General features: G+C 68.0%; 26 protein-coding genes. 13 read left to right on the top strand and 13 right to left on the bottom strand.

The window, feature by feature from the left end:
* Positions 1-138: 138 nt before the first annotated feature.
* The gene (locus tag ACEN8G_RS20095; RefSeq protein WP_413413823.1) at positions 139-1,356 is read right to left on the bottom strand and encodes a UbiH/UbiF/VisC/COQ6 family ubiquinone biosynthesis hydroxylase; all 1,218 of its coding nucleotides are present in this window, start codon (positions 1,354-1,356) and stop codon (positions 139-141) included.
* A 249-nt stretch (positions 1,357-1,605) separates the two neighbouring features.
* Here ACEN8G_RS20095 and ACEN8G_RS20090 point away from each other — a divergent pair, with 249 nt between their 5' ends.
* From ACEN8G_RS20090 to ACEN8G_RS20070, 5 genes are all read left to right on the top strand, one after another.
* A complete protein-coding gene (locus tag ACEN8G_RS20090; RefSeq protein ID WP_413413822.1) occupies positions 1,606-3,948 on the top strand; it encodes a DNA translocase FtsK in 2,343 nt (780 codons plus the stop codon).
* A 100-nt stretch (positions 3,949-4,048) separates the two neighbouring features.
* A complete protein-coding gene (locus ACEN8G_RS20085; protein ID WP_413413821.1) occupies positions 4,049-4,666 on the top strand; it encodes a LolA family protein in 618 nt (205 codons plus the stop codon).
* Positions 4,667-4,968: 302 nt separating this feature from the next.
* Positions 4,969-5,751, top strand: coding sequence for an exodeoxyribonuclease III (locus tag ACEN8G_RS20080; RefSeq protein ID WP_413413820.1), 783 nt, complete (start codon positions 4,969-4,971; stop codon positions 5,749-5,751).
* A complete protein-coding gene (gene ribA, locus ACEN8G_RS20075) occupies positions 5,748-6,791 on the top strand; it encodes a GTP cyclohydrolase II (RefSeq protein WP_413740675.1) in 1,044 nt (347 codons plus the stop codon). Before ACEN8G_RS20080 ends, ribA begins: the two co-directional genes overlap by 4 nt.
* 155 nt (positions 6,792-6,946) lie before the next feature.
* Positions 6,947-7,228: a hypothetical protein gene (locus tag ACEN8G_RS20070; RefSeq protein ID WP_413413818.1), complete on the top strand. Its 282-nt coding sequence runs from the start codon at positions 6,947-6,949 to the stop codon at positions 7,226-7,228.
* Between the two features lie 49 nt (positions 7,229-7,277).
* On the opposite strand, the gene ACEN8G_RS20065 is transcribed toward ACEN8G_RS20070, so the two are convergent.
* Together ACEN8G_RS20065 and ACEN8G_RS20060 are read right to left on the bottom strand one after the other, a co-directional pair.
* Complete coding sequence (locus tag ACEN8G_RS20065) at positions 7,278-7,940, bottom strand: HAD family hydrolase (protein ID WP_413413817.1); 663 nt, start codon at positions 7,938-7,940, stop codon at positions 7,278-7,280.
* Positions 7,937-8,605 carry a YggS family pyridoxal phosphate-dependent enzyme gene (locus tag ACEN8G_RS20060; protein WP_413413816.1) on the bottom strand — a complete coding sequence of 223 codons (669 nt, stop codon included), beginning with the start codon at positions 8,603-8,605 and terminating at the stop codon, positions 7,937-7,939. The genes ACEN8G_RS20065 and ACEN8G_RS20060 overlap by 4 nt, the downstream gene beginning before the upstream one ends.
* A gap of 58 nt (positions 8,606-8,663) precedes the next feature.
* On the opposite strand from ACEN8G_RS20060, the gene ACEN8G_RS20055 reads away from it, so the two are divergent.
* On the top strand, positions 8,664-9,155 hold the full coding sequence (locus tag ACEN8G_RS20055) for a thiamine phosphate synthase (RefSeq protein WP_413413815.1): 492 nt from the start codon (positions 8,664-8,666) through the stop codon (positions 9,153-9,155).
* A 153-nt stretch (positions 9,156-9,308) separates the two neighbouring features.
* Here ACEN8G_RS20055 and ACEN8G_RS20050 read toward each other — a convergent pair whose 3' ends face one another.
* The gene (locus ACEN8G_RS20050; RefSeq protein ID WP_307116829.1) at positions 9,309-10,040 is read right to left on the bottom strand and encodes a hypothetical protein; all 732 of its coding nucleotides are present in this window, start codon (positions 10,038-10,040) and stop codon (positions 9,309-9,311) included.
* Between the two features lie 227 nt (positions 10,041-10,267).
* On the opposite strand from ACEN8G_RS20050, the gene ACEN8G_RS20045 reads away from it, so the two are divergent.
* From ACEN8G_RS20045 to holA, 4 genes are all read left to right on the top strand, one after another.
* The gene (locus ACEN8G_RS20045; protein ID WP_307116828.1) at positions 10,268-10,705 is read left to right on the top strand and encodes a DUF3576 domain-containing protein; all 438 of its coding nucleotides are present in this window, start codon (positions 10,268-10,270) and stop codon (positions 10,703-10,705) included.
* Positions 10,706-10,814: 109 nt separating this feature from the next.
* Positions 10,815-13,328, top strand: a complete 2,514-nt coding sequence (gene leuS, locus ACEN8G_RS20040) for a leucine--tRNA ligase (RefSeq protein WP_413413813.1) — start codon at positions 10,815-10,817, stop codon at positions 13,326-13,328.
* Positions 13,325-13,825 (top strand): LPS assembly lipoprotein LptE, encoded by a 501-nt coding sequence (gene lptE / locus ACEN8G_RS20035; protein ID WP_413413811.1) that lies wholly within the window; start codon positions 13,325-13,327, stop codon positions 13,823-13,825. The genes leuS and lptE overlap by 4 nt, the downstream gene beginning before the upstream one ends.
* The gene (gene holA, locus ACEN8G_RS20030; RefSeq protein ID WP_413413810.1) at positions 13,822-14,838 is read left to right on the top strand and encodes a DNA polymerase III subunit delta; all 1,017 of its coding nucleotides are present in this window, start codon (positions 13,822-13,824) and stop codon (positions 14,836-14,838) included. The genes lptE and holA overlap by 4 nt, the downstream gene beginning before the upstream one ends.
* 109 nt (positions 14,839-14,947) lie before the next feature.
* Here holA and ACEN8G_RS20025 read toward each other — a convergent pair whose 3' ends face one another.
* The 7 genes from ACEN8G_RS20025 to ACEN8G_RS19995 are packed head-to-tail and all read right to left on the bottom strand — an operon-like array spanning position 14,948 to position 21,124.
* The gene (locus ACEN8G_RS20025; protein ID WP_413413808.1) at positions 14,948-15,427 is read right to left on the bottom strand and encodes a hypothetical protein; all 480 of its coding nucleotides are present in this window, start codon (positions 15,425-15,427) and stop codon (positions 14,948-14,950) included.
* 14 nt (positions 15,428-15,441) lie between these two features.
* Positions 15,442-16,323 carry a ParB/RepB/Spo0J family partition protein gene (locus ACEN8G_RS20020; RefSeq protein ID WP_413413806.1) on the bottom strand — a complete coding sequence of 294 codons (882 nt, stop codon included), beginning with the start codon at positions 16,321-16,323 and terminating at the stop codon, positions 15,442-15,444.
* A complete protein-coding gene (locus tag ACEN8G_RS20015; RefSeq protein ID WP_413413805.1) occupies positions 16,320-17,102 on the bottom strand; it encodes a ParA family protein in 783 nt (260 codons plus the stop codon). The genes ACEN8G_RS20020 and ACEN8G_RS20015 overlap by 4 nt, the downstream gene beginning before the upstream one ends.
* Positions 17,099-17,722 (bottom strand): 16S rRNA (guanine(527)-N(7))-methyltransferase RsmG, encoded by a 624-nt coding sequence (gene rsmG, locus ACEN8G_RS20010; protein ID WP_413413804.1) that lies wholly within the window; start codon positions 17,720-17,722, stop codon positions 17,099-17,101. Before rsmG ends, ACEN8G_RS20015 begins: the two co-directional genes overlap by 4 nt.
* Positions 17,719-19,551, bottom strand: a complete 1,833-nt coding sequence (gene mnmG, locus ACEN8G_RS20005) for a tRNA uridine-5-carboxymethylaminomethyl(34) synthesis enzyme MnmG (RefSeq protein ID WP_413413803.1) — start codon at positions 19,549-19,551, stop codon at positions 17,719-17,721. The genes rsmG and mnmG overlap by 4 nt, the downstream gene beginning before the upstream one ends.
* Positions 19,552-19,607: 56 nt before the next feature.
* The gene (gene mnmE / locus ACEN8G_RS20000; protein WP_413413802.1) at positions 19,608-20,891 is read right to left on the bottom strand and encodes a tRNA uridine-5-carboxymethylaminomethyl(34) synthesis GTPase MnmE; all 1,284 of its coding nucleotides are present in this window, start codon (positions 20,889-20,891) and stop codon (positions 19,608-19,610) included.
* Positions 20,891-21,124 carry a DUF6489 family protein gene (locus tag ACEN8G_RS19995; protein WP_307116818.1) on the bottom strand — a complete coding sequence of 78 codons (234 nt, stop codon included), beginning with the start codon at positions 21,122-21,124 and terminating at the stop codon, positions 20,891-20,893. The genes mnmE and ACEN8G_RS19995 overlap by 1 nt, the downstream gene beginning before the upstream one ends.
* Positions 21,125-21,240: 116 nt before the next feature.
* On the opposite strand from ACEN8G_RS19995, the gene ACEN8G_RS19990 reads away from it, so the two are divergent.
* Genes ACEN8G_RS19990 through ACEN8G_RS19980 form a run of 3 tightly spaced genes read left to right on the top strand, consistent with a single transcriptional unit; the run spans position 21,241 to position 23,418 of the window.
* Positions 21,241-21,648, top strand: a complete 408-nt coding sequence (locus tag ACEN8G_RS19990) for a methylated-DNA--[protein]-cysteine S-methyltransferase (protein WP_413413801.1) — start codon at positions 21,241-21,243, stop codon at positions 21,646-21,648.
* Entirely contained in the window at positions 21,645-22,346 is a 702-nt protein-coding gene (locus ACEN8G_RS19985) for a dienelactone hydrolase family protein (protein WP_413413799.1), read from the top strand. Before ACEN8G_RS19990 ends, ACEN8G_RS19985 begins: the two co-directional genes overlap by 4 nt.
* 25 nt (positions 22,347-22,371) lie before the next feature.
* On the top strand, positions 22,372-23,418 hold the full coding sequence (locus ACEN8G_RS19980; RefSeq protein WP_413413798.1) for a serine hydrolase domain-containing protein: 1,047 nt from the start codon (positions 22,372-22,374) through the stop codon (positions 23,416-23,418).
* 3 nt (positions 23,419-23,421) lie between these two features.
* Here ACEN8G_RS19980 and ACEN8G_RS19975 read toward each other — a convergent pair whose 3' ends face one another.
* Together ACEN8G_RS19975 and rho are read right to left on the bottom strand one after the other, a co-directional pair.
* Positions 23,422-24,123 carry a TerC family protein gene (locus ACEN8G_RS19975; RefSeq protein WP_413413797.1) on the bottom strand — a complete coding sequence of 234 codons (702 nt, stop codon included), beginning with the start codon at positions 24,121-24,123 and terminating at the stop codon, positions 23,422-23,424.
* 121 nt (positions 24,124-24,244) lie between these two features.
* Positions 24,245-25,501, bottom strand: coding sequence for a transcription termination factor Rho (rho, locus tag ACEN8G_RS19970; protein ID WP_183999088.1), 1,257 nt, complete (start codon positions 25,499-25,501; stop codon positions 24,245-24,247).
* Positions 25,502-25,594: the final 93 nt, after the last annotated feature.

Here is a 25,594-nt window from a genome sequence, read left to right as displayed (position 1 = left end):
CAAGCGATATCGTTGTTCGGCTCTGACAGTTCCCCGGCGAAGGCCGGGGCCCGGTATCGGCGCACTATCGTTGGCGCCGGCGACTCACGAACGACAGTGCAACTGGGCCCCGGCCTTCGCCGGGGAACAGGGTGGGTGTCAGGCGGTGAGCCCCTGGAGCAGCTTGGGCACGTCGCCGCTTTCGCCCCGCGCCTCGGCCATGAACCAGTGCTTGAGCGGCGGCAGCCGGTCTACGGCGGAGAGGCCGAAGCGGCGAACCGCGCTGGCGGTTTTGCCGGGGATGCCGAACAGCCGGGTCAGCCCATCGGTGGCGGCGGCGACCATGAAGGTATCGAGCCCGCGCCAGCGCTGGTAGCGGGCGAGCAGCTGGGGATCGCCCATGTCGAGGCCGAGCCTTTTGCCGTCGACCAGCACCTCGACCAAAGTCGCGACGTCGCGGAAGCCGACATTGACGCCCTGCCCCGCGATCGGATGGATGCCGTGCGCGGCGTCGCCGACCAGCGCCAGCCGGTCGCTGGTGATCCAGGCGGCGTGGTGGAAGCCCAAGGGGTGGCTGAAGCGCGCGGTGAGCGGCCCGAGCTTGCCCAGGAACCCACCCATCCGCTTCTCGGCCTCGGCGAGATAGGCGCGTTCGGAGATCTTCATCATGCCGGCGGCGTCGCGGGCATTGACCGTCCACACCACCGCCGAGCGATGGCCATTCTCGTCGTCGAGCAGCGGCAGGATCGCGAAGGGGCCTTCGGGATAGAAGATCTCGAAGGCGATATTCTCATGGCTGCGCTCATGGCCGAGCGTGGCGACCATCGCGGCATGGTCGTAGCTCCAGCGCGCGGTGTTGAGTCCGGCGGATTCGCGAGTGGGGGAATTGCGGCCCTCGGCGCCGATCAGCAGCTGGGCGATGACGCTGGTGCCGTCGCTGAGCTGCGCGGTGACGCCGAACTCGCCCCGTTCCACGTGGAGCGCGCGGGTCTGCATGCGGACATCGGCGAGCGGCGCCGCGACCGCCGCCTCGTAGAGTGCGGTGCGCAGGATGCGATTCTCGAACATATGGCCGAGCGCGCCCTCGCCCTCCCCGGGGGCGAAATCGAGCTTGCCGGGTTCGAGGCCGTCCGAGACGCGAATGCCCTGGATCGGGCAGCCCTTGCCGGCCAGCCGCGGCGCCACGCCGATCGCCTCGAACATCCGCATCGGCGCGCTGGCGATCGCCGAGGCGCGACCGTCATGTCGGGCGGCGAGGATCTGCTCCGGGTCCGCCGGATCGACCACGATCGAGGAAATGCCATGCGCGTCGAGCGCGGTGGCCAGCGCCGAGCCGACCAGCCCGCCGCCAAGGATGAGGACATCTGCGCGATCCATGGTGGTGCCGTAGCGCCTCGCTTTCCTCTCGTCATCCCCACTCCTTCCCGTCATCCCCGCGAAGGCAGGGATCCAGGGTTTCTCTGCCGTCCCGCTTGCGACTCTGGATCCCCGCCTTCGCGGGGATGACGCAGGAAATGAGGGGATGACGGAGCGATTGGATGCGGCGGAACGTGGCGGGAACGCTTGACGGCGGAGTCCGGTCGCGCGATTAACTCCCCCGCACCCCTGAAAATCTGGAGGCTGGGCATGGCGTCCCGGGCACAAGCGCCGCTTTGGCGCGAAACGATGAAGGCCGGCGCGCGCCGCAGCGGCGCGGTGATCGGCGGAGCGGCCCTGTTCCTGGGCATGCTGGCGCTCGGCGTCGCGCTGGGCAGCTATCGCGCGACCGATCCCTCGCTCAACACCGCCGCCGCCGGCCCGGCGCGCAACTGGATGGGCGATCCCGGCGCCTGGGTCTCCGACCTATTCTATGCGCTGCTCGGCCCCGCGGTGTGGCTGTTCCTGCCGGTCGGGCTGATCGTCGCCTATCGCCTGCTCAAGGACCGGCCCGTCGGCAATTGGGGGACGATGTTCCGCGGCGTCGGCATCGGGGTGGTCTTCCTCGCCACCGCGCTTTCCTTCTTCTCCTCCGACGCGGTGCTCTCGCTGCCCGGCGGCTGGGGCGGCGTGGCCGGGCTGTCGATCGCCGCGCTGTTCAAGTGGCTGATCGGCCTGGCCGGCGATCCCGCGATCAGCCTGTGGGCCGGGCGCGGCCTTGGCGTCGTCTGCGGCCTGATCGGCCTGTTCATCTGGTGGCGCAGCCTCGACTTCTCGCTGCCCGAGCGGGTGAGCCTGCCGAGCATCCCGAACCTCAAGGGTCCGGGCAAGACCGCGCTGCTCGGCGGCCCCGAGGCACGCGAGCCGCGCGAACGCGAGCGGGAGCGCGACATGGAGGAGCCCCGGATCCGCGAGGGCCGCGAGCCGCGCAAGACGGTGGTGCCCGACAATCGCCCCGGCCCGGTGATCGCCGAGCGCAACGTCGCGCCCGCCCCGGTGCGCACCAAGCCGCCGACCCAGACCAGCCTCGACTTCAAGGACAGCTACCAGCTGCCCTCGATCGACCTGCTCAAGCCGCCGCCGGTCAACAAGAATGCCGGGATCGACAAGGCGGCGCTGGAACGCAACGCCCGGCTGCTCGAGAGCGTGCTCGACGACTTCAACGTCAAGGGCCAGATCGTCGAGGTCCGGCCGGGCCCGGTCGTCACCATGTACGAGCTGGAGCCCGCCGCCGGCATCAAGGCGAGCCGGGTGATCCAGCTGGCCGACGACGTGGCGCGCAACATGTCCGCCACCTCGGCACGCATCGCGACGATCCCGGGGCGCAGCGTGATCGGCATCGAGCTGCCCAATGCGATCCGCGAGCCGGTCAACCTGCACGAGCTGGTCGCCAGCCAGACCTTCGAGGATCAGGGTGCCACTCTGCCGCTGGTGCTCGGCAAGAACATCGCCGGCGATGCGGTGATCGCCGACCTGGCGCCGATGCCGCACCTGCTCGTCGCCGGCACCACCGGCTCGGGCAAGTCGGTGGGTCTCAACTGCATGATCCTGTCGCTGCTCTACCGGCTGACGCCCGAGCAGTGCCGGATGATCATGATCGATCCGAAGATGCTCGAGCTGAGCATGTACAAGGACATCCCCCACCTCCTCGCCGATGTGGTGACCGAACCCGCCAAGGCGGTGCGCGCGCTCAAATGGGCGGTCGAGCAGATGGAGGATCGCTACCGGATGATGGCCTATGCCAATGTCCGCAGCCTCGCCTCGTTCAACGACAAGGTGCGCCAGGCCAAGGCGAAGGGCCAGAAGATCGGGCGCAAGGTGCAGGTGGGCTATGACCCCGACAGCGGCAAGCCGATCTACGAGGAGGAAGCGCTCGACCTGCAGCCGCTGCCGCAGATCGTGGTGATCGTCGACGAGCTCGCCGACCTGATGATGACCGCGGGCAAGGAAGTCGAGTTCCTGATCCAGCGCCTGGCGCAGAAGGCGCGCGCCGCGGGCATCCACCTGATCATGGCGACGCAGCGCCCCTCGGTCGACGTCATCACCGGCGTGATCAAGGCGAACCTGCCGACCCGCCTTTCCTTCTACGTCGCCAGCAAGATCGATTCGCGCACCATCCTGGGCGAGCAGGGCGCCGAGCAGCTGCTCGGCAAGGGCGACATGCTCTACATGCCCGGCGGCAAGCAGCTGGTCCGCGTCCACGGTCCCTTCGTCAGCGACGACGAAGTGCAGGCGGTGGCCGATCACTGGCGCGCGCAAGGCACGCCCGACTATATCTCGGCGGTCACCGAGGAGCCGGAAGATGGCGGGTTCAGCCTCGACGGCGCGCCCGAGGGCGACGATTCGCCCGAGGACCAGCTCTATCGCCGCGCGATCCAGCTGGTGGCCGAGAGCCAGAAGGCCTCGACCTCGTGGCTGCAGCGCCAGCTGCGGGTGGGCTACAACAGCGCGGCGCGGCTGGTCGAGCGAATGGAGAAGGACGAGCTGGTCTCGCGCCCCGACCATGTCGGCCGCCGCGAAGTGCTGATGGATACCGACGGGCGGCAGCTGTAACGAGCCGATCGTAACGGATCGAAACGCGGGCGCTGGGGGTTCAGGGGACATTCAAGCCCCGTCTTCCAGGGCATTTCCCCGCAATTTGGAGAAACGACACGTGTTTGCACGGCCCCTCGCCTTCAGCCTCGCGCTCGCCGCGCCGGCCCTGGTCTCGGCCGCGGCCCCCGCGCCGGCCAACGAGCTCGCCCAGGTGCAGCAGCATCTCCAGTCGGTGAGCGCGATGACCGCCGGCTTCGCGCAGACCGACCGCAACGGCCGCACGCTCACCGGCACGATGACGCTCAAGCGCCCCGGCAAGATCCGCTTCCAGTATCAGAAGGGCGTGCCCCAGCTGATCGTCGCCGACGGGCGCAGCCTCTATTTCATCGACTACCAGGTCCGCCAGGTCGAACGCTGGCCGATCGGCAACTCGCCGCTCGCCGTGCTGCTCAACCCGAAGAAGGACATCGCCAAGTTCGCCAAGGTGGTGCCGACCGGCAGCGACAATGTCGTCTCGGTCGAGGTGCACGACAACGACCATCCCGAATATGGCCGGATCACCCTGATCTTCCAGAAGAGTGCCTCGGCCCCGGCCGGGCTGATGCTCCAGGGCTGGGTGGCGCTGGATTCGCAGAACAACCGCACCACGATCCGGCTGTCGAACCAGCAGTTCAACGCCAATATCAGCGACGGAGCGTTCCGCTGGAACGACCCGCGGAAACAGGGCCCGCGCTGAAGCTGAACATCGTTCATGCTGGCGACAGGTAGGCTGCCCTAGAACCAGTCTTGCGGATGTGGGGCGTACCCGGGATTTTCCCCCTGTTACCCGGGATTCTCACTTCCCGCCTGCGTGACGAACGCTAGGTCGGCCCTCGTTCCATTGCCCCCGGGACGAGGGCCTTTCCGTATCTGTTGACGCTGCGCTGGGCCTTCGGCGCCAGCCCGCACCCCCACCCGGCCACCCATATTGTCGATGCTGTGAGCCCGGCCGGGCGAGCGGTCTGGTGCCGGGACGAAACTATCCCTAAATCCCCGGCGATGAAGATCGCCTCCTGGAACATCAACTCCGTCCGCTTCCGCATCGAGATCGTCGAGCACTTCCTGCGCGAGGAGGCACCGGACGTGCTCTGCCTCCAGGAAACCAAGGTGATCGACGGGGACTTCCCCGAAGGCGCCTTCCGCGCGCTCGGCTATGACCACATCATCAAGCACGGCCAGCGCATGCATCACGGCGTGGCGATCATCGCCCGGGTGCCGGTGGTCGAGGACGACCGGTTCGACTGGCAGGCCAATGGCGAGGCGCGCCATGTTGGCGTGCGGCTGCCGGGCGGCGTGCGGCTCGAGAATGTCTATGTCCCCGCCGGCGGCGACATCCCCAACCGCGAGCTGAATCCGAAGTTCGGCCAGAAGCTCGACTTCCTCGAGCGGATGATCGCCTGGTCGAAGGACCTGAGCGTCCCCTCGATCCTCACCGGCGACTTCAACGTCGCGCCGCTGGAAAGCGACGTGTGGAGCCACAAGCAGCTCCTCGACGTGGTCAGCCACACCCCTATCGAGGTCGAGACGCTCGGCCGGCTCCAGGCGGCGAACGACTGGGTCGATCTCGGCCGCCACTTCGTCCCCGCCCCGGCCCGCTATTACAGCTGGTGGAGCTACCGCGCGAAGGACTGGGCCGCCTCGGACCGCGGGCGCCGGCTCGATCACATGTGGGCCAGCCGCGACGTTGCCGAGAAGGCGACGAGCCACAAGGTCTGCGAGCCCTGCCGCTCCTGGCTCAAGCCTTCCGACCACGTGCCGATCATCACCGAGTTCGACTTTTGAGCGCGCACGCCGCCGCCCGCGCCGTCGATGCGCTGCGCCGGGGCTGGCCGATCGCGATCGGCGACCTCGCCCTGCTCGCAGTGGAGACCGCCGATGCGCGCCGCCTCGCTGCATTCGACGAAGCCGGCCAGGCCGACCTGCTCCTCTCCGCCGGCCGCGCCGCGACGCTGAAGCTCGCCAACCAGCGCGACGCCGCGACGCCCGACGCGCTGGTGCTGGTCGAGCGCGCGCCCTGGCTCGATTTCGACACCGCGACTGCGCTGGCCGACCCGCAGTTCGACCTCGCCACCCCGCTCAAGGGACCCTTCCGCGCGATTCCGCTGGTCGCGCCCGAGCTGGCCGCCGCCGCGCTGCGCCTCGCCCGGGTGGCAGGGCTGCTGCCCGCCTTCTTCGTCCGCAAGGCAGCCGGCGAGGAGGCGATCACCCCCGAAGATATCGACGCGCATGAGGATGCCGACCGGCTGCGCATCGTCGCCCGCGCGCGCCTGCCCGTGCTCGATGCCGAGGACAGCGAGATCGTCGCCTTCCGCACCGACGAGATGCCGGGCGAGCATGTCGCGCTGCTGATCGGCGAGCCCAACGGCCAGCCGCCGCTCGTCCGCCTGCACAGCGAATGCCTGACCGGCGACGTGCTCGGTTCGCTCAAATGCGATTGCGGACCGCAGCTCCAGGCGGCGATCCGCGAGATCCGGGCGAGCGGCTGGGGGATCCTGCTCTACCTCCGCCAGGAAGGCCGCGGCATCGGGCTGATCAACAAGCTGCGCGCCTATGCGCTGCAGGACCAGGGCTTCGACACGGTCGACGCCAACACGCGGCTGGGCTTCGCGATCGACGCGCGCAACTTCGCCACCGCGGCGAAGATGCTGTCGCTGCTCGGCCAGCGCCGCATCCGGCTGCTCACCAACAATCCGGAGAAGGTCGCCGCGCTGGAAACCGCCGGCGTGACCGTCGCCGAGCGCGTGCCGCACTTCCTGCCGCCCAATCCGCACAACGAGCGCTATCTCGCCACCAAGCGCGACCGCACGGGGCACCAGCTCTGAGGTATTTCCTCGACACCGAGTTCAACGGCTTCGGCGGCCCGCTGATTTCGCTGGCGCTGGCGCCCGAGGACGGCGGCGCGCCCTTCTACGCCGCGCTGCCATGCCCCGATCCCACGTCCTGGGTCGCCGAGCATATCCTGCCGGCGCTCGATACCGTGCCGATCAGCCGCGAGGCGATGGGACGGGCCTTCGCCGCCTATCTGGGCAATGATCCCGATCCGCTGCTGGTCGCCGACTGGCCCGAGGACATCGCCCATGCCGCGACTCTGCTGATCGCCGCGCCGGGGCACCGCCATCCGATCGACCGCATCCGCTTCGAGCTGTGCGACGCCTTCGGCTTCGACAGCGCGGCCCTGAGCAAACGCCCCCACAATGCGCTGAGTGACGCCATGGCGCTGCGGGAATACCTGCTCGCCCGGGAAGCGCGAGGCTTCTAGGGGCGCAGCGCTTTAGAAACCTCTGCGTCCTCTGCGCCTTCGGCGCGTTTCAGGCCACCAGCCGCGCGACTTCGTCAAAGTCGGTCGCGATCAGCGTCACGCCGAGCGCACGCAGCCGCTCGGCATGGTCGGGGGCGCAGTGCGAGCCCGCGCACAGGCCGATTACGTCGGCACCCGAGGCGACCGCGCCGGTGACGCCGACCGGCGAATCCTCGAGGATCACACAGCGCTCGATCGGCACCCCGATCGCCGCGGCGGCGTGGAGATAGAGGTCGGGCGCCGGCTTGCCGCGGCTGACATGCTCGCGGCCGCTATAGATATGCTCGCCGAACGCCGCGCGGATGCCGAGATGGCGCAGATGCCGGTCGATCCATTCGGTCGAGCTCGACGAGGCGATCGCGCGCGGCAATCCGGCGGGCAGCCCCTCGACGAAGCGGATCGCGCCGGCCACCGCCGGAAGCCCCTCCTCCAGCACCCGGGCATCTTCCTCGGCGCGGCTGGTGTGGAAGTCGTCGGGGATCGCGCGGCCGATCCAGTTCTCGATCGCCCCCAAGAAGTCGGCGCCGGACAGGCCCATGAAATTGGCCATCGAGTCCTCGGGCGAGGTCGGGTGGCCGATGCTGGTGAGGTACGCGGCGATCTGCTTGTTGCCGGCATATTCGCTTTCGAGCAGCACGCCGTCGAAATCGAAGAGGATGGCATCGTACTTCATGCGCGCGCTCCGAACAGGGCGGTGCCGACACGGACATGGGTCGCGCCGATCGTCACCGCGGTCTCGAAATCGCCCGACATGCCCATGCTGAGCCCCTCCAGGCCATGGTCGCGCGCGATCTTGGCGAGCAGCGCGAAATAGGGCGCCGGCTCCAGATCGAGCGGCGGCACGCACATCAGCCCCTGCACCGGCAGCTCGGCGGCGCGCGCTTCCTTGAGCAACGCCGGCAGTTCGAGCACCGGGCAGCCGCCCTTCTGGTCCTCGTCGCCGATATTGACCTGGAGGAAGCAGGCGGGACGCTTGCCGGCCTTGTCCATCGCCCTGGCCAGCGCGGCGACCAGCGAGGGCCGGTCGACCGAATGGATGGCGTCGAACAGCGTCACCGCGTCCTCGGCCTTGTTCGACTGAAGCTGGCCGACCAGGTGGAGCGCCACGTCAGGAGTCGTCTCGCGCAACTTCGGCCACTTGCCCTCGGCCTCCTGCACGCGATTCTCGCCGAACACGCGCTGGCCGGCGTCGATCAGCGGCCGGATGTCCTCGGCGTCATGCGTCTTGGAGATGGCGATCAGCGTGATGCTGTCGGGCTTGCGGCCGGCGATCTTCGCGGCACGTGCGATTCGGGCGCGCACATCGGCAAGGCGCTGGCTGGCTTCGTCTATCGGCATGGAGCGCGCTATAGGCAGGGCGATGCCCCGCCGCCACCCCCTGCCGCGCCTTTGGCTGATGACCGACGAACGCATGGGCGACGGCCTATGGGATGCGCTCGCGCGCCTGCCGCGCGGAAGCGGCGTGGTGTTCCGTCATTATGGCCTGCCGCCGGCGGAGCGGCGCGCGTTGTTCGCCAGGGTGCTCAGGGCGGCGAAACGGCGCCGGCTGGTGGTGGTCCGCGCCGGAAGCGAACCGATGCGCGGCGAATCGGGCGTGCATGGCCGGCGGGGCCGTGGACTCAAGACCGCGCCGGCGCATGACCGCGGCGAGGCGGTGGCAGCGATCCGCGCGGGTGCCGATGCCCTGTTCGTCTCCCCCGTCTTCCCCACCCGCTCGCATCCCGGCGCGCGGGCGCTGGGCCGGCTGCGTTTCGGGCAGCTGGTGCGCGGGCTCGACGTGCCGGTGATTGCGCTCGGCGGGATGGACGCGCGCAGGGCGAAGAGCCTCAGGCCGTTCGCGATCCACGGCTGGGCGGCGATCGATGCCTGGGCCAAGGCTAGGCCCTGAAAGGCGATCAGTCCCCAGCTGATCCCCGGCGAAGGCCCGGGTCCAGTCTCGACGAACTATCGTTGGCGCTGGAGACTCACGAACGACATTGCAACTGGGCCCCGACCTTCGCCGGGGAGCAGGAAACCCGAATTGTCAGCTACGCCTCAGCCGTCAGAAGCGGAAGGCGGTGCCCACATAGACCGCCTGGCTCTCGCGGCGGCTCTCGTTGAGCTTGGGCAGGCGATCTTCCTCGCTGCGATAGCGCACGCCGGCGGTCACATCGAGGTTGCGGGTCAGCGAATAGCTGCCGCCGACGTCGATCGAATAGCTCGGCTTGTCGCCGATCAGCACCGGGGTGTTGCCCAGCGGACGGTCCGAAGTGGCGCTCAGGCGGCCGCTCAGGCGCTTGCCGGTATAGCTGACGCCGATATCGGCGCGCTCGCGGCTGCCGGGCTGGTCGACCAGCTCGACGCGGGTCACGTCGCCCGAGACGGCGAGACGCTTCCAGCCGACCGAGACGCCGAGATTGTAGGAGATCGGCGCCAGATTGACCGGCGTCGCCGCGGCGGCGACCTCGCGGGTCACGTCGCGGCTGCGCAGCGCGCGGCTCGAGCTGGCACGGACCGCGACCGTCACGCCGCGGGCATTTCCGCGCGATTCGGCCGGGGTGAAGCGGAAGGCGCCCTCGGGCAGGCCCGAGCGGGCGAGCACCGCGGCGAGCTTGGGGTCGGCTGCTGCCGGGGTGAAGATGCCGATGCCGCCGCGCGCCGGGACGGCGCTGCGCTTCGCGGCCAGGGCGCGGTCAGCCTTGCTGGTCTGCGCCTGAATCGCCGGCGCGAGCAGGAGGCCGGCAGCGCAGAGCGCCCCCAGTCCAATTCCCGCCTTTGTCCGTCCGACTCGCATTCTCATGCACCCCTAGATAATTTGTCGTACCACGATTCCGAAGATGCGTTCCACCGGTGGCATAAATTTCGTGCCAGTGTTGCATCAGACCCACAGAATCCGATTGCGGGCCCTTTCACCAGAAGTGTTTCAAACGTGCGACTCGGGCCATGGCTTCCCGCCTTGCTCCCGCCACATGCGCCACTATAGATGCTCCCCGACTTTTCCCGCCTGGTAGGAATGTGACGATGAACCGCCTGTTGCGCACCGCGATCCTTGGGTCGCTCGCTCTCTCGATCACCGCGTGCGGCGGTCACAACAAGCGCCCCGAAGCCGATCTCGCCGCTTCGAAGGTGACCACGATCGGCGTGAATTCCTATCTGTGGCGCGCCAGCCTCGACACGCTGAGCTTCATGCCGCTGCTCCAGACGGACTCCAACGGCGGCGTGATCGTGACCGACTGGTATGTGAACCCGAACGTCCAGACCGAGCGGATGAAGGTGACCGTGACGATCCTCGACCAGGATCTCCGCGCCGATGCGCTGCGCGTCGCCGCGCTGCGCGAAGTCAACCGCAACGGCGCCTGGGTCGCCGCCCCGGTCCAGGCCGCGACGGTGCAGAAGCTCGAGGACATCATCCTCACCCGCGCCCGCGACCTGCGTCGCGCTGCGGTCGCCACTGATTAATTCGGGCGGCACCGGCCCGCTCCCCCACCCGGCCTCCCAACGGCAGTATTCTATGGGAGGCCGGGTGGGGGAGCGGGCCGGCACCGCGACTAAAACAGCAGGAACTGACTTGTCTCGCTTCAACCCGTTGAAGGCGGACGCCGCGTGGCAGAAGGTGTGGGAAGAGAACCGCACCTTCGCCGCGCGTGACGATTCGTCCAAGCCCAAGTCCTATGTCCTCGAGATGTTCCCCTATCCTTCGGGGCGCATCCATATGGGCCATGTCCGCAACTACACGATGGGCGACGTGCTCGCCCGTTTCCGGCGGATGAAGGGCATGGAAGTGCTCCACCCGATGGGCTGGGACGCATTCGGCATGCCGGCCGAGAATGCCGCGATGGAGAAGAAGGTCCATCCGGGTTCGTGGACCCGCGCCAATATCGCGACGATGAAGGCGCAGCTGAAGCGCCTTGGCTTCGCGCTCGACTGGACCCGCGAAGTCGCCACCTGCGAGCCCGAATATTACGGGCACGAGCAGGCGATCTTCCTCGATTTCTTCGAGAACGGCCTGGTCTATCGCAAGGAATCGGCGGTCAACTGGGACCCGGTCGACATGACCGTGCTCGCCAATGAGCAGGTGATCGACGGGCGCGGCTGGCGCTCTGGCGCGCTCGTGGAGCGGCGCAAGCTGAGCCAGTGGTTCCTCAAGATCACGCAGTTCGCAGACGACCTGCTGACCGGCGTCCAGGGCCTCGAGCACTGGCCCGACAAGGTCAAGCTGATGCAGGAGAACTGGATCGGCAAGTCCGAGGGCCTCGAGTTCCACTGGACCCTGTCCGACGGCGAGCAGCTCACCGTCTACACCACGCGGCCGGACACGATCTTCGGCGCGAGCTTCGTCGCGATCGCGGCCGACCATCCGATCGCGCAGAAGCTGGCCGAGGGTAATCCGGACGTCCAGGCGTTCATCGAGCTGTGCAAGCAGGGCGGCACCACCGCTGCCGAGCTGGAGACGCAGGAGAAGCTGGGCTTCGACACCGGCCTCACCGCCACGCATCCCTTTGATTCGGCTTGGCAAGTTCCGGTCTACATCGCCAATTTCGTGCTGATGGACTATGGCACCGGCGCCGTGTTCGGCGTGCCGGCGCACGACCAGCGCGACTTCGAGTTCGCCACCAGGTACAAATTGCCGATCCGCCGCGTCGTCTCCGAAGGCGACAAGACCGAGTCCGCATTCCACGATACCGAGGTCTATACCGGCCCGGGCACGCTGGTGAACTCGCACTTCCTCGACGGCATGGATGTCGCCGACGCCAAGCGCGCGGTCATCCAGCGCGCCGAGGATGGCGGCTGGGGCAAGGGCCAGACGGTGTGGCGCCTGCGCGACTGGGGCGTCAGCCGCCAGCGCTATTGGGGCACGCCGATCCCGATCATCCATTGCGAGAGCTGCGGCGTGGTCCCTGCCCCGCGTGAAACGCTGCCGATCGTGCTGCCCGAGGACGTGTCGTTCGACATCCCCGGCAACCCGCTCGATCGCCATCCGACCTGGAAGCATGTCGACTGCCCGAAATGCGGCGCACCCGCGCGGCGCGAGACCGACACGCTCGACACCTTCGTCGATTCCTCCTGGTATTTCATTCGCTTCGCCAGCCAGCCCCAGGACAGGCCGTTCGACAAGGCGATTGCCGAGCAGTGGCTGCCGGTGGGGCAATATATCGGCGGCGTCGAGCATGCGATCCTGCACCTGCTCTATGCCCGCTTCTTCACCCGGGCCCTGCGCCATATCGGCAAGCTCGACGTGGCGGAGCCGTTCGCCGGCCTGTTCACCCAGGGCATGGTGACGCACGAGACCTACAAGTCGCTCGACGGCCGCTGGCTCTCTCCCCAGGAGATCCGCAAGGACAGCGCCGGCGCAGTGGAACTCGCCTCGGGCGAGCCGATCGAGATCGGCCGCATCGAGAAGATGTCCAAGTCGAAGAAGAACACCGTCGATCCCGAGCCGATCGTCGACCAGTATGGCGCCGATGCGGTGCGCTGGTTCATGCTTTCCGACAGCCCGCCCGAGCGCGACCTGGAATGGAGCGAGAACGGCATCGAGGGCGCCTGGCGCTTCGTGAACCGTCTCTGGCGCCTGTTCCACAGCGTCACCGAGGACGAAGCCGGCACCGGCGAGGACAAGGACCTCGACAAGCGCCTGCACCGCACCATCGCCGGCGTGGCCGAGGATGTCGAGGCGCTGACCTTCAACAAGTCGGTTGCCAAGCTCTACGAACTGGTCGGCGCGATCGAGAAAGCCCAGCCTTCCGCCTCGCGCACCGAGGCGATCCGTACCCTCGCCCGCATCGTCGCCCCGATGGTCCCGCACATCGCCGAGCAGGCCTGGGCCGATTGGGGCAATTCCGGCCTGATCGCCGATGCCGAATGGCCCGCCGTGGATCCGGCGCTGCTCGTCGATGACGAAGTGACGATCGCCGTCCAGGTCAATGGCAAGCTGCGCGATACGCTGCTAATGCCGAAGGGCGCGGCCAAGGATGTTGTCGAGGCTGCGGCACTTGCCAGCGAGAAGATCGTTCGGTCGCTCGAAGGCAAGCAACCCAGGAAGGTGATCGTCGTGCCCGATCGTCTGGTGAACATCGTCGCATGAAGCGGGTAGCGCTCCTCGTCGCCGCGGGCCTGGCCCTGTCCGGCTGTGGCCTTCGCCCGCTCTATGGCGGCGGCCCCGATGGCGCGGTGCGCTCCACCCTCTCCGCGGTCGAGGTCGCGCCGATCCAGGGCCAGTCGGGCTGGCTGGTCGCCAATGCGCTCAAGGACCGGCTCGACCATAACGACGCCCCTGCCCGCTACCGGCTCGAGGTGAAGCTCGACGACCAGATCAGCGGCCTCGGCGTGCGCCGCGACGATTCGGTCTCGCGCGAACGCCGGACGCTGCGCGCGCGCTACCAGCTGGTCGACCTGAGCAACGGCAATGTCGTGCTCGACGCCACCGCCGGCTCCGACGCCGGCATCGACGTGGTCGGCAGCGAATATGCCACGATCGCGGCAGAGAAGAGCGCGCTCGAGCGGCTTTCGGGCATCGTCGCCGACCAGATCGTCGCGCGCGTCGCCCGCTACGCGCAGACCGCGCCCGCGGGCGGCCAGTGAAGGCCAACGCGACGCAGATTCGCGCCGCGATCGACAAGCTCAACCCCGACACGCGGCTCTATTTGTTCCACGGCCCCGACGAGGCCGGCGCCGCCGACCTCGCATCGCGGCTCGGCAAGGCGCTGGGCCCCGAGGCCGAGCGCGTCGACCTCGACATGAAGGCCCTGCGCGAACAGCCTGGCCGGCTCGCCGACGAGGCCGCCTCGCTCTCGCTGTTCGGCGGCACGCGCTTCGTACGGGTGCTGGGCGTCGAGGAAGGTGCTGCCGAGGCGATCGGGCTGCTGCTTACCGCACAGACCGCCGGAAACCCGGTCGTGGCGATCGGCCCGGGGCTCAAGGCCAGCGGCAAGCTGGTCAAGTCGGTGATCGCCGCGCAGAACGCCTGGGCCCATGCCTGTTACGTGCCCGAAGGCGTCGATGCGACCCGTCTCGCCTCCAATGTCGCCCGCGAGCATGGCCTGCGCCTGATGGGCGACGTCCCCCAGCGCCTCGCCGCCGCCACCGCCGGCGACAGGGCCATCCTGGCCCGCGAGATCGAGAAGCTGGCGCTCTATCTCGACGCAGCGCCGGACCGCCCCAGGGATGCCGACAGCGCCGCCTTGGACGCGATCGGTGCAGACCTCGGCGATTCGGACCTGAGCGACGCGATCACTGCGGTGGTCGATGGACGGGTCGGCGATATCGGAATCGAGCTCGCCCGGCTGGGCGAAGGCATCGGCGTGCCGCTGATGCGCCAGCTCGCCCGGCGGCTGCAGGGCATGGCCGAGATGCGCATCGACCTGGATCGCGGCGGCGACCTCGACGAAGTACTTGAGAAGCATCGCGTTTTCTTCCGCGAGAAAGCCGCGACCGGCCGCGCGCTGCGCCGCTGGAACGGCACCCAGCTCGCCCGCGCGATCGACCGCGTCCGCGAAGCCGAACGCGCGCTGATGCATTCGGGCAGCGCCGGGGAAGTGCTGGCGGAAGCCGAAGCCGTGACGATCGCGCGGCAGGCGGCGCGGGCAAAAGGCTGATACAACCTTGCTCCCCGGCGAAAGCCGGACCCAGGATTTCTCTGCCCCATCGCCTGTGACTCTAGGCCCCGGCTTTCGCCGGGGAACTGCTATATGCAGGCCCCCAGCTTCAGTCAGGCAGCTCGCTGCCGTCGCCGAGATGCAGCTTGCCGTCCCGAACGCTGAACCAGCGATCCGCGCCCTCCTTGCGACGATCGACCAGTTGCCAACGCGGCTGGCCATCGGTCGTCGAGAAGGAAAGTAACCGCATACCCGTATCGGTTGTAAGCGCCACTTCCGGAAGTGCGCCAAACAACGCGCATTGCGCGATCCGTGCGCCGCGAAGCTGCGCGAACACGGGCTCCCACAGCGCCTCGTCGCTCCAGCTGCCGCAACGGATGGCGGTCGCATCCTCTATACGCCAGCTCCATTCGATGCCCAGCGTGACCTGTCCCAGCAGCCAGGTCTCCCCGTCCCGCGTACCGCGAGGCACTTCGGATACGGTACCCAGCTCGAGGAACAGGGCCGAACCATAGCCGCGCCAGATATGACCGATCGGGAGCCCCTGGAGCGCTGCGGCAAGGGCTTCAAAAGCCTCCGCCGGCGCCATTTCGGCCGAAACGCTCAGATCCGCTCGCCGCTCAGCCGCTGGCAGACCATGTCGAGTTGGTCGAGCGTCGAATAGGACAGCGTCAGCGTGCCGCCCTTGGCGCTGTGCGCGATCTTCACGTTGAGACCGAGCACGTCGCCGAGCTGGCTTTCAAGCGCCATGATATCCGCATCACGGATCTTGGGGTCCGGCTTGCGCTTGCTGTTCGGCTTGGCGTGCCGCGCCAGCTTCTCGGTCTCGCGGACCGACAGGCCCTTGGTCGCGACTTCGCGGGCAAGCCTTTCCGCCTCGGGTGCACCGATCAGCGCGCGGGCATGGCCCATGTCGATCTCGCCGACCACCACCATGTTGCGCACGCCCTCGGGCAGGTCGAGCAGGCGGAGCAGGTTGGCGATGTGGCTGCGCGATTTGTGGACGAGCTTGCCCAGCGCTTCCTGGCTATGCCCGAACTCGCGGATCAGCCGCGCATAGGCCTCGGCCTCTTCGATCGCGTTGAGGTCCTGGCGCTGGATATTCTCGACCAGCGCGATTTCCATCGTCTCGGCTTCGTTGAAGTCGCGGACGATGACCGGGACCTCGTGCAGCCGGGCGCGCTGCGCCGCGCGCCAGCGGCGCTCGCCGGCAACGATCTGATAGTTATGGCCGGTCGGGCGGACGACGATCGGCTGGATCAGCCCGCGCTGCTTGAGCGACTGGGCCAGCTCCTCGAGCGCCTCCTCGTCGAAATGGCGGCGCGGCTGGTCGGGGTGCGGCACCAGCGAACTGACCGGCAGCATCCGCAGGCCCGAAGCCATGTCGGGCGTGCCCGAGACCGGCGCTTCGGGAACGGCGTCGCCAAGCAGCGAGGAGAGCCCGCGGCCAAGGCCGGGACGAGGCTTGCGGGTGGGTTCGGTCATGCGGCCTTCTTGAGCTTGGGCAGGCGATCGATCACTTCGCGAGCGAGCGCGATATAGGCCTCGGAACCCGGGCAACGATGATCGTAGATCAGCGCCGGCAGCCCGTGGCTCGGCGCTTCGGAAAGGCGGACGTTGCGCGGGATCACCGTGTCGAACACCACCCGGCCAAGCACGGCGCGGACATCGTCCGAAACCTGGTCGGTCAGCCGATTGCGGCGATCGTACATGGTCAACACCACGCCGAGGATCGACAGGCCCGGGTTGAACCGGCCACGGATGCGCTCGACCGTGTTGAGCAGCTGGCCAAGGCCCTCGAGCGCGAAGAATTCGCACTGGAGCGGCACGAGCAGCGCGTGCGCCGCGACCATCGCGTTGACCGTCAGCAAGCCGAGCGAGGGCGGGCAATCGATCAGGATCACGTCCCAGCGCTGGGCATGATGGCGGGCAATCGCGCTGTCGAGCCGGTGGGTGCGCGCGTCGAACTCGATCAGCTCGATCTCGGCGCCCGACAGGTCCTGCGTCGCCGGGATGATGTCGAGCCCCGGCACCTTGGTCGGCACTGCGACATCCTCGAGGTTCGCGTCGCTGACCAGCAGGTCGTAGGTCGAATGCTCGCGCTCGGCCCGGCCGATGCCGAGCCCAGTCGAGGCGTTGCCCTGCGGATCGAAATCGATCAGCAGCACGCGCTGGCCGGTCGCGGCGAGCGCGGTGCCGACATTGATCGCCGTGGTGGTCTTGCCCACCCCACCCTTCTGGTTGGCGATAGCGATGCAGATCATCTGGGGCGTACCTTTCGCGCGACCACGATACCCGATTCAGGCGATGTGATGCTGGGTTCCACGTGAAACGCACCCTGCCATTTCGTGCGCGCCGCATCCACCTCCGATTGCACGCTTCGCCCCTTTGGGAGCAACCAGATTGTGGACGAGTCTGTGCAATGTGCCGTGGATTTGAACAGATCGGGCAGCGCGGCGACGGCGCGCGCCGAAACCACCGCGGCCTTCGCCCTGGGTTGATAGCTTTCGATCTTCCCGTGGATGACGCTGGCGCGCCCAGAGATGCCAAGCGCCTCGACCGCCCCGCGCAGGAACTCGACACGCCGGATCCGCGGCTCGACCATCACCACCGGGCGATCGATCAGCAGCGCCACGACCAGGCCTGGCATGCCCGCGCCAGTGCCGACATCGACCCAGGCACCCTCCCCCGCTTCCTCGGCAAGCGGGATCAGCTGGGCCGAATCGACGAAGTGTCGGGTCCAGAGTTCATCGAAGCTCGCCGCCGAGATCAGGTTCTGCCGGGTCGATTCCTCGCGCAGGATCTCGCCAAAGCGCTGTAGCTGCGTTTCACGTGAAACATTGAAATGTGCACGGATCCAGTCGCGTGCCTCGTCTTCGGTCATGCCGCGCGCCGCCGTGCGTGCAGGAGGATGGCAGACAGCGCCGCCGGGGTGATGCCGCGGATACGCGCCGCTGCCCCGATCGTCTCGGGACGCGAGGCGCCGAGCTTCTCGACCATCTCGTTGGAGAGGCCGGCGATCGCGGCGAAGTCCATGTCTGCGGGCAGCTTCACGGCATCATTGCTGCGCATCTGCGCAACCTCCGCCTCCTGCCGCTCGAGATAGGGCGCGTAGCGCGCATCCTCGACATACTCGGCGAGCAGGGCCGGGTCTGCCTCGGGATGCACGTCGAGATGATCGAGCTCGATCCCCGGGAAGCGCAGCCATTCGCGCGCCGGGCGCTTGGCACCGTCCTGGGCGACCGGCGCGCCCCGTGCGCCGAGCGCCGACGCGGTACGGACGACGGCAAAGGCTTCATCCAGCTTGGCCCTGCCCTCCGCGCGTGCCTGCAGCCAGGCCAGCCGCTCGGCACCAAGGCAGCCCAGCTCGGCGGCGATCGGGCCAAGCCGCGTCCCGGCATTGTCGGCGCGCAGGCGGAGGCGGAACTCGGCCCGGGCAGTGAGCATACGATAGGGCTCGGTGACGCCCTGCAGAACCAGATCATCGACCATCACGCCGAGATAGGAGGTCGCACGGTCGAGGATCAGCGGGACAAGACCCCGAGCATAAGCGGCGGCATTGAGCCCGGCGACCAGCCCCTGCCCCGCCGCTTCCTCATAGCCGGTGGTGCCGTTGATCTGCCCGGCGCACCACACGCCCGGGATCGCCGGCAAGCCGAGCGTCGCATCGAGCGCACGCGGATCGATATGGTCATACTCGACTGCATAGCCCGGCGTGACGATCGCCGCCCGCTCGAGCCCCGGGATCGAATTGACCATCGCCACCTGCACATCGACCGGCAGCGAGGTCGACATGCCGTTCGGATAGATCAGGTGGGTGTCGAGCCCCTCGGGCTCGAGGAAGATCTGGTGCCCGTCCCGATCGCCAAAGCGGTGGATCTTGTCCTCGATCGACGGACAGTAGCGCGGCCCCTGCGCATCGATCGCCCCGGTGAACAACGGCGAGCGGTCGAGCCCCGAGCGGATCGCGTCATGCGTCGCATGGGTAGTCCGCGTGACGCCGCAATGAAGCTGGGGAAGAACCCGACCCGCGGTAAGCGGCGACATGGTCCAGGGCTCGGCATCCGAGGGCTGCTCCTCGATCCGCGCCCAGTCGATCGTGCGGCCGTCGAGGCGCGGCGGCGTACCGGTCTTGAGCCGGGCCATCGGGAGGTTCAGCTCGCGCAGCTGCTCTGCCAGCCGGATCGCGGAGCCCTCGCCTACCCGGCCACCGGTCTCGCGCTCCTCGCCGCGGAAGATACGGCCGCCGAGGAAGGTTCCTGTGGCAAGCACAACGGCACGGCATTTGAGCAGGCTGCCGTCGGGCAGGCGGACGCCGGCGACCGCGCCGCCGTCCAGCTCCAGCGCCTCCGCCTCGCCGGCAACGAGATGTAGATCGGGCTGCTCCGCGAGCAGCTTCTGGATCGCCGCGGCATAGCGCACCCGGTCTGCCTGGACGCGCGGCCCCTGGACCGCAGTGCCCTTGGAGCGGTTGAGCATGCGGTAATGGATGCCCGCGGCATCGGTCGCGCGGCCCATCAGCCCGTCGAACGCGTCGACCTCGCGGACCAGATGGCCCTTGCCCAACCCACCGATCGCCGGGTTGCACGACATCGCTCCCAGCTTCGTCAGGTCGAAGCTGAGCAAGGCCGTACGCGCGCCCCGGCGGGCCGAAGCGGCAGCCGCTTCGGTGCCGGCGTGCCCGCCGCCGATGACGATGACATCGAAATCCATTGCCCGCGCGCTACAGAATCGCGGGCCCGCCGTCAAAACCGTTCCACGTGGAACATCTACTTGCCTATGCAGAAACGCCCGAACAACGCATCAAGCATCGCCTCGACCCCTGCCCGCCCGGTGATCGCATCGAACGCCCGCATCGCGCTGCGCAGTTGCTCGGCGATCAGCAGCAGATCGCTTTCATGGGAAATCGCCTGCAGCGCGGCCGCAGCCGACTGGCACAGCCCCCGCTGCCGGCCATTCAGCGCCATCAGATCGGGCGGCGGAAGCAGGTCGCGTGCGAGCCCAGCCATCGCCTCCCACAGCGCATCCAGCCCTTCGCCCGTGTGCGATGATAGCGATATTCGCCCCTCTACCGACATGCGTTCCGGAAGATCGGCACGCGGATTGAGCCAGAGAAGATGCGCATGCGCTGGCGGCGTCTCGTCGCCCAACCACAGCAGAATGTCCGCCTCGGCCAGCGCCGCCTGCGCCCGGGCGATACCGATCGCCTCGATCTCGTCGCCCGGCAATTCGGCCAATCCCGCCGTGTCGATCAGCAACCAGGCGATCCCGCCGCGTACCACCGGCGCCTCGATCCGGTCGCGTGTCGTCCCGGAGATCGGCGAAACGATCGCCGCATCGCGCCCGGCCATCGCGTTGAGCAGCGACGACTTGCCGGCATTGGGCGGCCCGGCGAGCACCACGCGGATCCCGTCTCGCAGCCGCTCGACCGGCGGCCGGTCCGCCACCGCCTCGATATCCGCCGCCAAGGAAGCCGCGCCCGACCGGATCGCGGGCAGCAGCGCGGCGTCCGCGACATCGTCCTCGTCGCTATGATCGAGCTCGGCCTCGACCCGGGCAGCCAGCCCGAGCAGCCGATCCGTCCAGCCTTCGACTGCGCGGCGCACCGCGCCTTCGGCCGACCGGATCGCGGACCGGCGCTGCGTCTCGGTCTCCGCCATCAGCAGGTCGCCCAGCCCTTCCGCCTCGCTCAGGTCGATCCGGCCATGCTGAAGCGCGCGCCGGGTGAACTCGCCCGGCTCGGCCGACCGGAGCCCCGGCCGGGCAGCGAGCGCCGCCTCGACTGCGCGGACCACCGCCCGGCCGCCATGGAGATGGAACTCAGCAAGATCCTCGCCCGTTGCGCTGCGCGGACCCGGGAAGCAGAGGACCAGCGCCCGATCGAGCAGCGCGCCATCGGCGGGATCGTGCAATGCCCGCACCGCGGCCCGGCGCGGCTCGGGCAGATCGCCGGCAAAGTCCCGCACCACCTCGAACGCCTGTGGACCGCTCACGCGCAGCACCGCGATGGCGGCGGGCGGAGCGCCGCTCGATACCGCGTAGATCGTATCCATTATTTGTCGGTCTTGCTCCCGGCGTCGAACATCGCTCGCCAGAAGCCCATGCCGGCCTCGCTCATCGGCGCCCAGCTCTGCAGCATCTTCTGGAAGGCTTCCGGGCTGCCCTGCTTGTCGATCGCATCGACCATCATCGCGATATAGCGCTCGTGCACCGGCGCCAGATCGGGCAGGCCCATCGCGCGCCGCGCTTCCTCGGGCGTGCACTCCACCTCGACGTTGATCTTCATGGGTATCTCCGTTGCGCACGCCACATGGCGGCTGCTAGTTCGAACCCATGTATGCGCGCGACCATGGTGTGATCGCAACGCCCATCGGTCCCGTGCGGGTCGAAGGCGGCGAAGACATGCTGGTTTCGATCCGGATCGGCGAAGGTTCGCCTGCGCCCGGCAAGGCCGCAGCGGTCCGCGCCGCCATCGAGCAGCTCGAACAGTGGTTCGCCGGCACGCGCCAGGACTTCGATCTCCCGCTCCAGCCGCTGCCCACTTCACGTGGAACAGAGCTGCGCGAGGCGATGATCGCCATCGGCTATGGCGAGACGCTGAGCTATGGCGGGCTCGCGCGGATCACCGGATCGAGCGCGCGGGCGATCGGCCAGATCTGCTCGAACAATCCCTTCCCCATCATCGTCCCCTGCCACCGAATCCTCGCCCAGGGTGGAAGGCTCGGCAATTATTCGGGCGGCGACGGGCCCAAGACCAAATCCTGGCTGCTCGATCATGAGCGGCGCTATTCCGGAAGGACCTTATTGTGAGCGAGATGATCAGCATCGATACGATCGACGGCAGCGGCAGCTTCCAGGCCTATGTCGCCCGCCCCGAAGCCACGCCCAAGGCGGCGGTGATCGTGATCCAGGAGATCTTCGGCGTGAACCCGGGCATCCGCCAGAAGTGCGACGACTGGGCCGCCAAGGGCTATCTCAGCCTCGCGCCCGACCTGTTCTGGCGGCTCGAGCCCGGTATCCAGCTCGATCCCGACGTTCCCGAGCAGTTCCAGCAGGCACTCGCGCTGATGGGCAAGTTCAACCAGGACGCCGGCATCCGCGACATCGAAGCGACGATCAAGGCGGCCCGCGCGCAGCTGGGCGAAGGCGGCAAGGTCGGCGTGGTCGGCTTCTGCCTGGGCGGCCGCCTGGCGTTCATGACCGCGACGCGGACCGACAGCGATGCGAGCGTCGGCTATTATGGCGTCGGCATCGACAATCTGCTCGGCGAGAAGCACGGCATCGCCCGCCCGGTGCTGCTGCACATTCCCCAGGCCGATCACTTCGTCAGCCCCGAAGCACAGGCGGCGATGCACGAAGGGCTGGACGACCACCCCAAGGTGACACTGTTGGATTATGCTGGCGAGGATCACGGCTTCGCCGACACCTTCGGCAAGCGCCGCTCGGATGAATCGGCCAGGCTCGCCGATAGCCGCACCGCCGAGTTCTTTGCGAAGAACCTGGGTTAAGTCACCGACCGAAAAGGGGAAGAACATGCGGGGAGTGAAGGCCCTGAGCCGATCGACATGCGCGCTCATCGCCTCGCTGGCAGTATCTGCCAGCGCCTCCCTGCCCCCCGATCTCGATGCACTGCTCGCGCGCTGGGACCGCGACGAGCATCCCGACCTGCGCGGCGTGGTGGTGCTCCATCGCGGCAAGCGCGTCGCCGAACGCTATTATAACGGCGCAGCCGCCGGCGAGCTTCACGACATCCGCTCGGCCGGCAAGAGCGTGACTGCGCTGATGGTCGGCATCGCGATCGATCGCAGAGCGATCCGATCGGTGGACGATCCGGTCTCGCGCTACTGGCCCGAAGCTGCGGGCAGCGCGATCGGCCCGGTAGCGCTGCGCGACCTGCTCAGCATGCGTTCAGGCCTCGCCGCATTCGACGAGGATCCCGACTCCCCCGGCAACGAGGATCGGATGGACGAAGCAGCCGACCCGCTCGCCTTTGTCCGCGGCGTACCGTCCGAAACCAGGCCCGGCACGCGTTACCGGTACAATTCCGCCACCAGCTATGTCGCCGGTATCGTGGTGGCGAAGGCGACGGGTCGGCCAATGGCCGACTTTGCCCGCCAGCGCCTGTTCGCCCCACTGGGCATCACCCGCTGGCGCTGGGATTCCGATGCCGCAGGCGTGACCAAGGGCCAAGGCAATCTCTGGCTCACCACCCGGGACCTTGCGCGGATCGGGGAGATGGTCCGGAACAAGGGACAGCTGGGCAGCCGCCGGATCGTCGGCAAGCGCTGGATATCGGCGATGACGGCGCCGGTTGTCCGCATCACCGACAGCGATCCCTATGCCGATCACTATGGCTATTTCTGGTACCGCAAGACGCATCGGGTCGGCGGCATTGCCGTCACCGTGTCCTTCGCCTCGGGCAATGGCGGCAACAAGATCTATGTCGCGCCGGCCTGCGACTTGGTGGTCGGGATCACGTCCTCCGCCTATGGTCGTGGCTATGGCCAGCGGCGGTCGGAAGCGATCCTGAAAACCATCCTCGACGCCGAGGTGGCTGCCGGCCGGTGCCGGGCTGGCTGAGCCTCAGAAGAAGCTGGTGATCCCCGGCGTCTCATAGGTGCCGACCCAGCCTTCGTAGATCATTCGGAGCGCCACGAAGAGGATCACCGCCAGGCCGATATAGGCGATCCAGGGGTAGCGGTTGATCAGCTTGGCAATCAGGTTCGCCGCGATTCCCATCAGCGCGACCGAGAGCAGCAGGCCGACGACGAGGATGCCGGGATGCTCGCGCGCCGCGCCGGCGACGGCGAGGACATTGTCGAGGCTCATCGACACATCGGCGACGGCGACGGCCCAGGCAGCCGCGGCAAAGCTCCTGGCCGGCTTCAGGCCCGACTGGACTTGATCGGCATGCGGCCCGCCCTCGCGAATCTCGCGCCAGAACTTCCAGCTCACCCAGAGCAGCAGCAGGCCACCGGCGAAGATCAGGCCGACAATGCCCATCAGCCAGCTGACGACCAGCGCAAAGGCGATGCGCAGCACCAGCGCGGCGCTGATGCCGATCAGGATCACCTTCTTGCGCTGGTCCGCCGGGAGCCCCGCCGCAAGCGCACCGACGACGATGGCGTTGTCGCCGGCGAGCACCAGGTCGATCATCAACACCGAGCCGAATGCCGCAAGCGCGGATGGATCGCCCAGGTTCGAGAAATCGGCGAGGATATGCTGCCAGATATCGGCAGGAGAGCCGATACCGGCTGCGGCGGCGCTGAGGAGCATGTCGAGCATCCACCAAGGCCGTAACGCGCCGGGGCCCGCATGCAAGCGCCTGAAGGCTCGCTTGCCCTGCTCCCGCAACGAAAAAGGCCGGGCGCTGGGCCCGGCCTTTGTTCCACGTGGAGCGTGACGCTTACTGGTTCATCGAGTCGAAGAAGTCCTCGTTGGTCTTCGAGTCCTTCATCTTATCGAGCAGGAACTCCATCGCGTCGATGGTGCCCATCTGCATGAGGATGCGGCGCAGGACCCACATCTTGGTGAGCTTGGCCTTGTCGACCAGCAGCTCCTCCTTGCGGGTGCCCGACTTGCCGACGTCGAGCGCCGGGAAGATGCGCTTGTCGGCCACCTTGCGGTCGAGGACGATTTCCGAGTTACCGGTGCCCTTGAACTCTTCGAAGATGACTTCGTCCATGCGGCTGCCGGTGTCGATCAGCGCGGTGGCGATGATCGAGAGCGAGCCGCCCTCCTCGATGTTGCGCGCGGCACCGAAGAAGCGCTTCGGGCGCTGCAGCGCGTTGGCGTCGACACCGCCGGTCAGCACCTTGCCCGAGCTCGGCACCACGGTGTTGTAGGCACGGCCGAGGCGGGTGATCGAGTCGAGCAGGATGACCACATCCTTCTTGTGCTCGACCAGGCGCTTGGCCTTTTCGATGACCATTTCAGAGACCTGGACGTGGCGCTGGGCCGGTTCGTCGAAGGTCGAGGAGATCACCTCGCCCTTCACCGAGCGCTGCATGTCGGTGACTTCCTCGGGGCGCTCGTCGATGAGCAGCACGATCAGGAAGACTTCGGGATGGTTGTCGGTGATCGCCTTGGCGATGTTCTGCAGCATCACCGTCTTACCGACGCGCGGCGGCGCGACGATCAGCGTGCGCTGGCCCTTGCCCTGCGGCGAGACGATGTCGATGACGCGCGCCGACTTGTCCTTCTGGGTCGGATCGAGCTGGTCGAGCGTCAGCTTGCTCTCGGGATAGAGCGGGGTGAGGTTGTCGAAATTGACGCGGTGGCGGACCGCATCGGGATCGTCGAAATTGACCGAGACGAGGCGGACCAGGGCGAAATAGCGCTCGCCATCCTTGGGTGCGCGGATCTCGCCTTCCACCGTGTCGCCGGTGCGCAGGCCGAACTTGCGGACCTGGTTCGGCGAGACATAGATGTCGTCGGGGCCGGCGAGATAGTTCGCCTCGGGGCTGCGCAGGAAGCCGAAGCCGTCCGGCAGCACCTCGATCGTGCCCAGGCCCAGGATCTGCTCGCCATTCTCGGCCTCGGCCTTGAGGATGCCGAACAGCAGGTCCTGCTTGCGCAGGGTAGAAGCGCTCTCCACGCCGAGCTCCTCGGCCATCGAGACCAGTTCGGCGGGGGCTTTCTTCTTGAGGTCCTTGAGATGCATTGGGAATCCGGGTGCTTGGATGCTGGGGGGAGCGTCGGTCGGCGGTGGAGTCGCGCGCGAAGTACGATGCTTGGAGGAGGGATGGCCCGGTGA

Origin of the sequence: Sphingomonas sp. Sphisp66, from assembly GCF_047324325.1 — a bacterium.
Taxonomy (GTDB): domain Bacteria; phylum Pseudomonadota; class Alphaproteobacteria; order Sphingomonadales; family Sphingomonadaceae; genus Sphingomonas.
This window is presented reverse-complemented; position numbering and strand designations above follow the sequence as displayed.

Excerpts from the sequence above, each read along its gene's own strand:
- mnmE (WP_413413802.1), bottom strand. The coding sequence starts at position 20,891 with ATGGATACGATCTACGCGGTATCGAGCGGCGCTCCGCCCGCCGCCATC.
- ACEN8G_RS20050 (WP_307116829.1), bottom strand. The coding sequence starts at position 10,040 with ATGCGAGTCGGACGGACAAAGGCGGGAATTGGACTGGGGGCGCTCTGC.
- ACEN8G_RS20045 (WP_307116828.1), top strand. The coding sequence starts at position 10,268 with ATGAACCGCCTGTTGCGCACCGCGATCCTTGGGTCGCTCGCTCTCTCG.
- ACEN8G_RS20060 (WP_413413816.1), bottom strand. The coding sequence starts at position 8,605 with ATGCCGATAGACGAAGCCAGCCAGCGCCTTGCCGATGTGCGCGCCCGA.
- ACEN8G_RS20065 (WP_413413817.1), bottom strand. The coding sequence starts at position 7,940 with ATGAAGTACGATGCCATCCTCTTCGATTTCGACGGCGTGCTGCTCGAA.
- ACEN8G_RS19995 (WP_307116818.1), bottom strand. The coding sequence starts at position 21,124 with ATGAAGATCAACGTCGAGGTGGAGTGCACGCCCGAGGAAGCGCGGCGC.
- rsmG (WP_413413804.1), bottom strand. The coding sequence starts at position 17,722 with ATGACCGAAGACGAGGCACGCGACTGGATCCGTGCACATTTCAATGTT.
- ACEN8G_RS20055 (WP_413413815.1), top strand. The coding sequence starts at position 8,664 with ATGACCGACGAACGCATGGGCGACGGCCTATGGGATGCGCTCGCGCGC.
- ACEN8G_RS20090 (WP_413413822.1), top strand. The coding sequence starts at position 1,606 with ATGGCGTCCCGGGCACAAGCGCCGCTTTGGCGCGAAACGATGAAGGCC.
- ACEN8G_RS19990 (WP_413413801.1), top strand. The coding sequence starts at position 21,241 with ATGCTGGTTTCGATCCGGATCGGCGAAGGTTCGCCTGCGCCCGGCAAG.
- mnmG (WP_413413803.1), bottom strand. The coding sequence starts at position 19,551 with ATGGATTTCGATGTCATCGTCATCGGCGGCGGGCACGCCGGCACCGAA.
- ACEN8G_RS20080 (WP_413413820.1), top strand. The coding sequence starts at position 4,969 with ATGAAGATCGCCTCCTGGAACATCAACTCCGTCCGCTTCCGCATCGAG.
- ACEN8G_RS19975 (WP_413413797.1), bottom strand. The coding sequence starts at position 24,123 with ATGCTCGACATGCTCCTCAGCGCCGCCGCAGCCGGTATCGGCTCTCCT.
- ACEN8G_RS20020 (WP_413413806.1), bottom strand. The coding sequence starts at position 16,323 with ATGACCGAACCCACCCGCAAGCCTCGTCCCGGCCTTGGCCGCGGGCTC.
- ACEN8G_RS19980 (WP_413413798.1), top strand. The coding sequence starts at position 22,372 with ATGCGGGGAGTGAAGGCCCTGAGCCGATCGACATGCGCGCTCATCGCC.
- rho (WP_183999088.1), bottom strand. The coding sequence starts at position 25,501 with ATGCATCTCAAGGACCTCAAGAAGAAAGCCCCCGCCGAACTGGTCTCG.
- ACEN8G_RS20015 (WP_413413805.1), bottom strand. The coding sequence starts at position 17,102 with ATGATCTGCATCGCTATCGCCAACCAGAAGGGTGGGGTGGGCAAGACC.
- lptE (WP_413413811.1), top strand. The coding sequence starts at position 13,325 with ATGAAGCGGGTAGCGCTCCTCGTCGCCGCGGGCCTGGCCCTGTCCGGC.
- ACEN8G_RS20025 (WP_413413808.1), bottom strand. The coding sequence starts at position 15,427 with ATGGCGCCGGCGGAGGCTTTTGAAGCCCTTGCCGCAGCGCTCCAGGGG.
- ACEN8G_RS20095 (WP_413413823.1), bottom strand. The coding sequence starts at position 1,356 with ATGGATCGCGCAGATGTCCTCATCCTTGGCGGCGGGCTGGTCGGCTCG.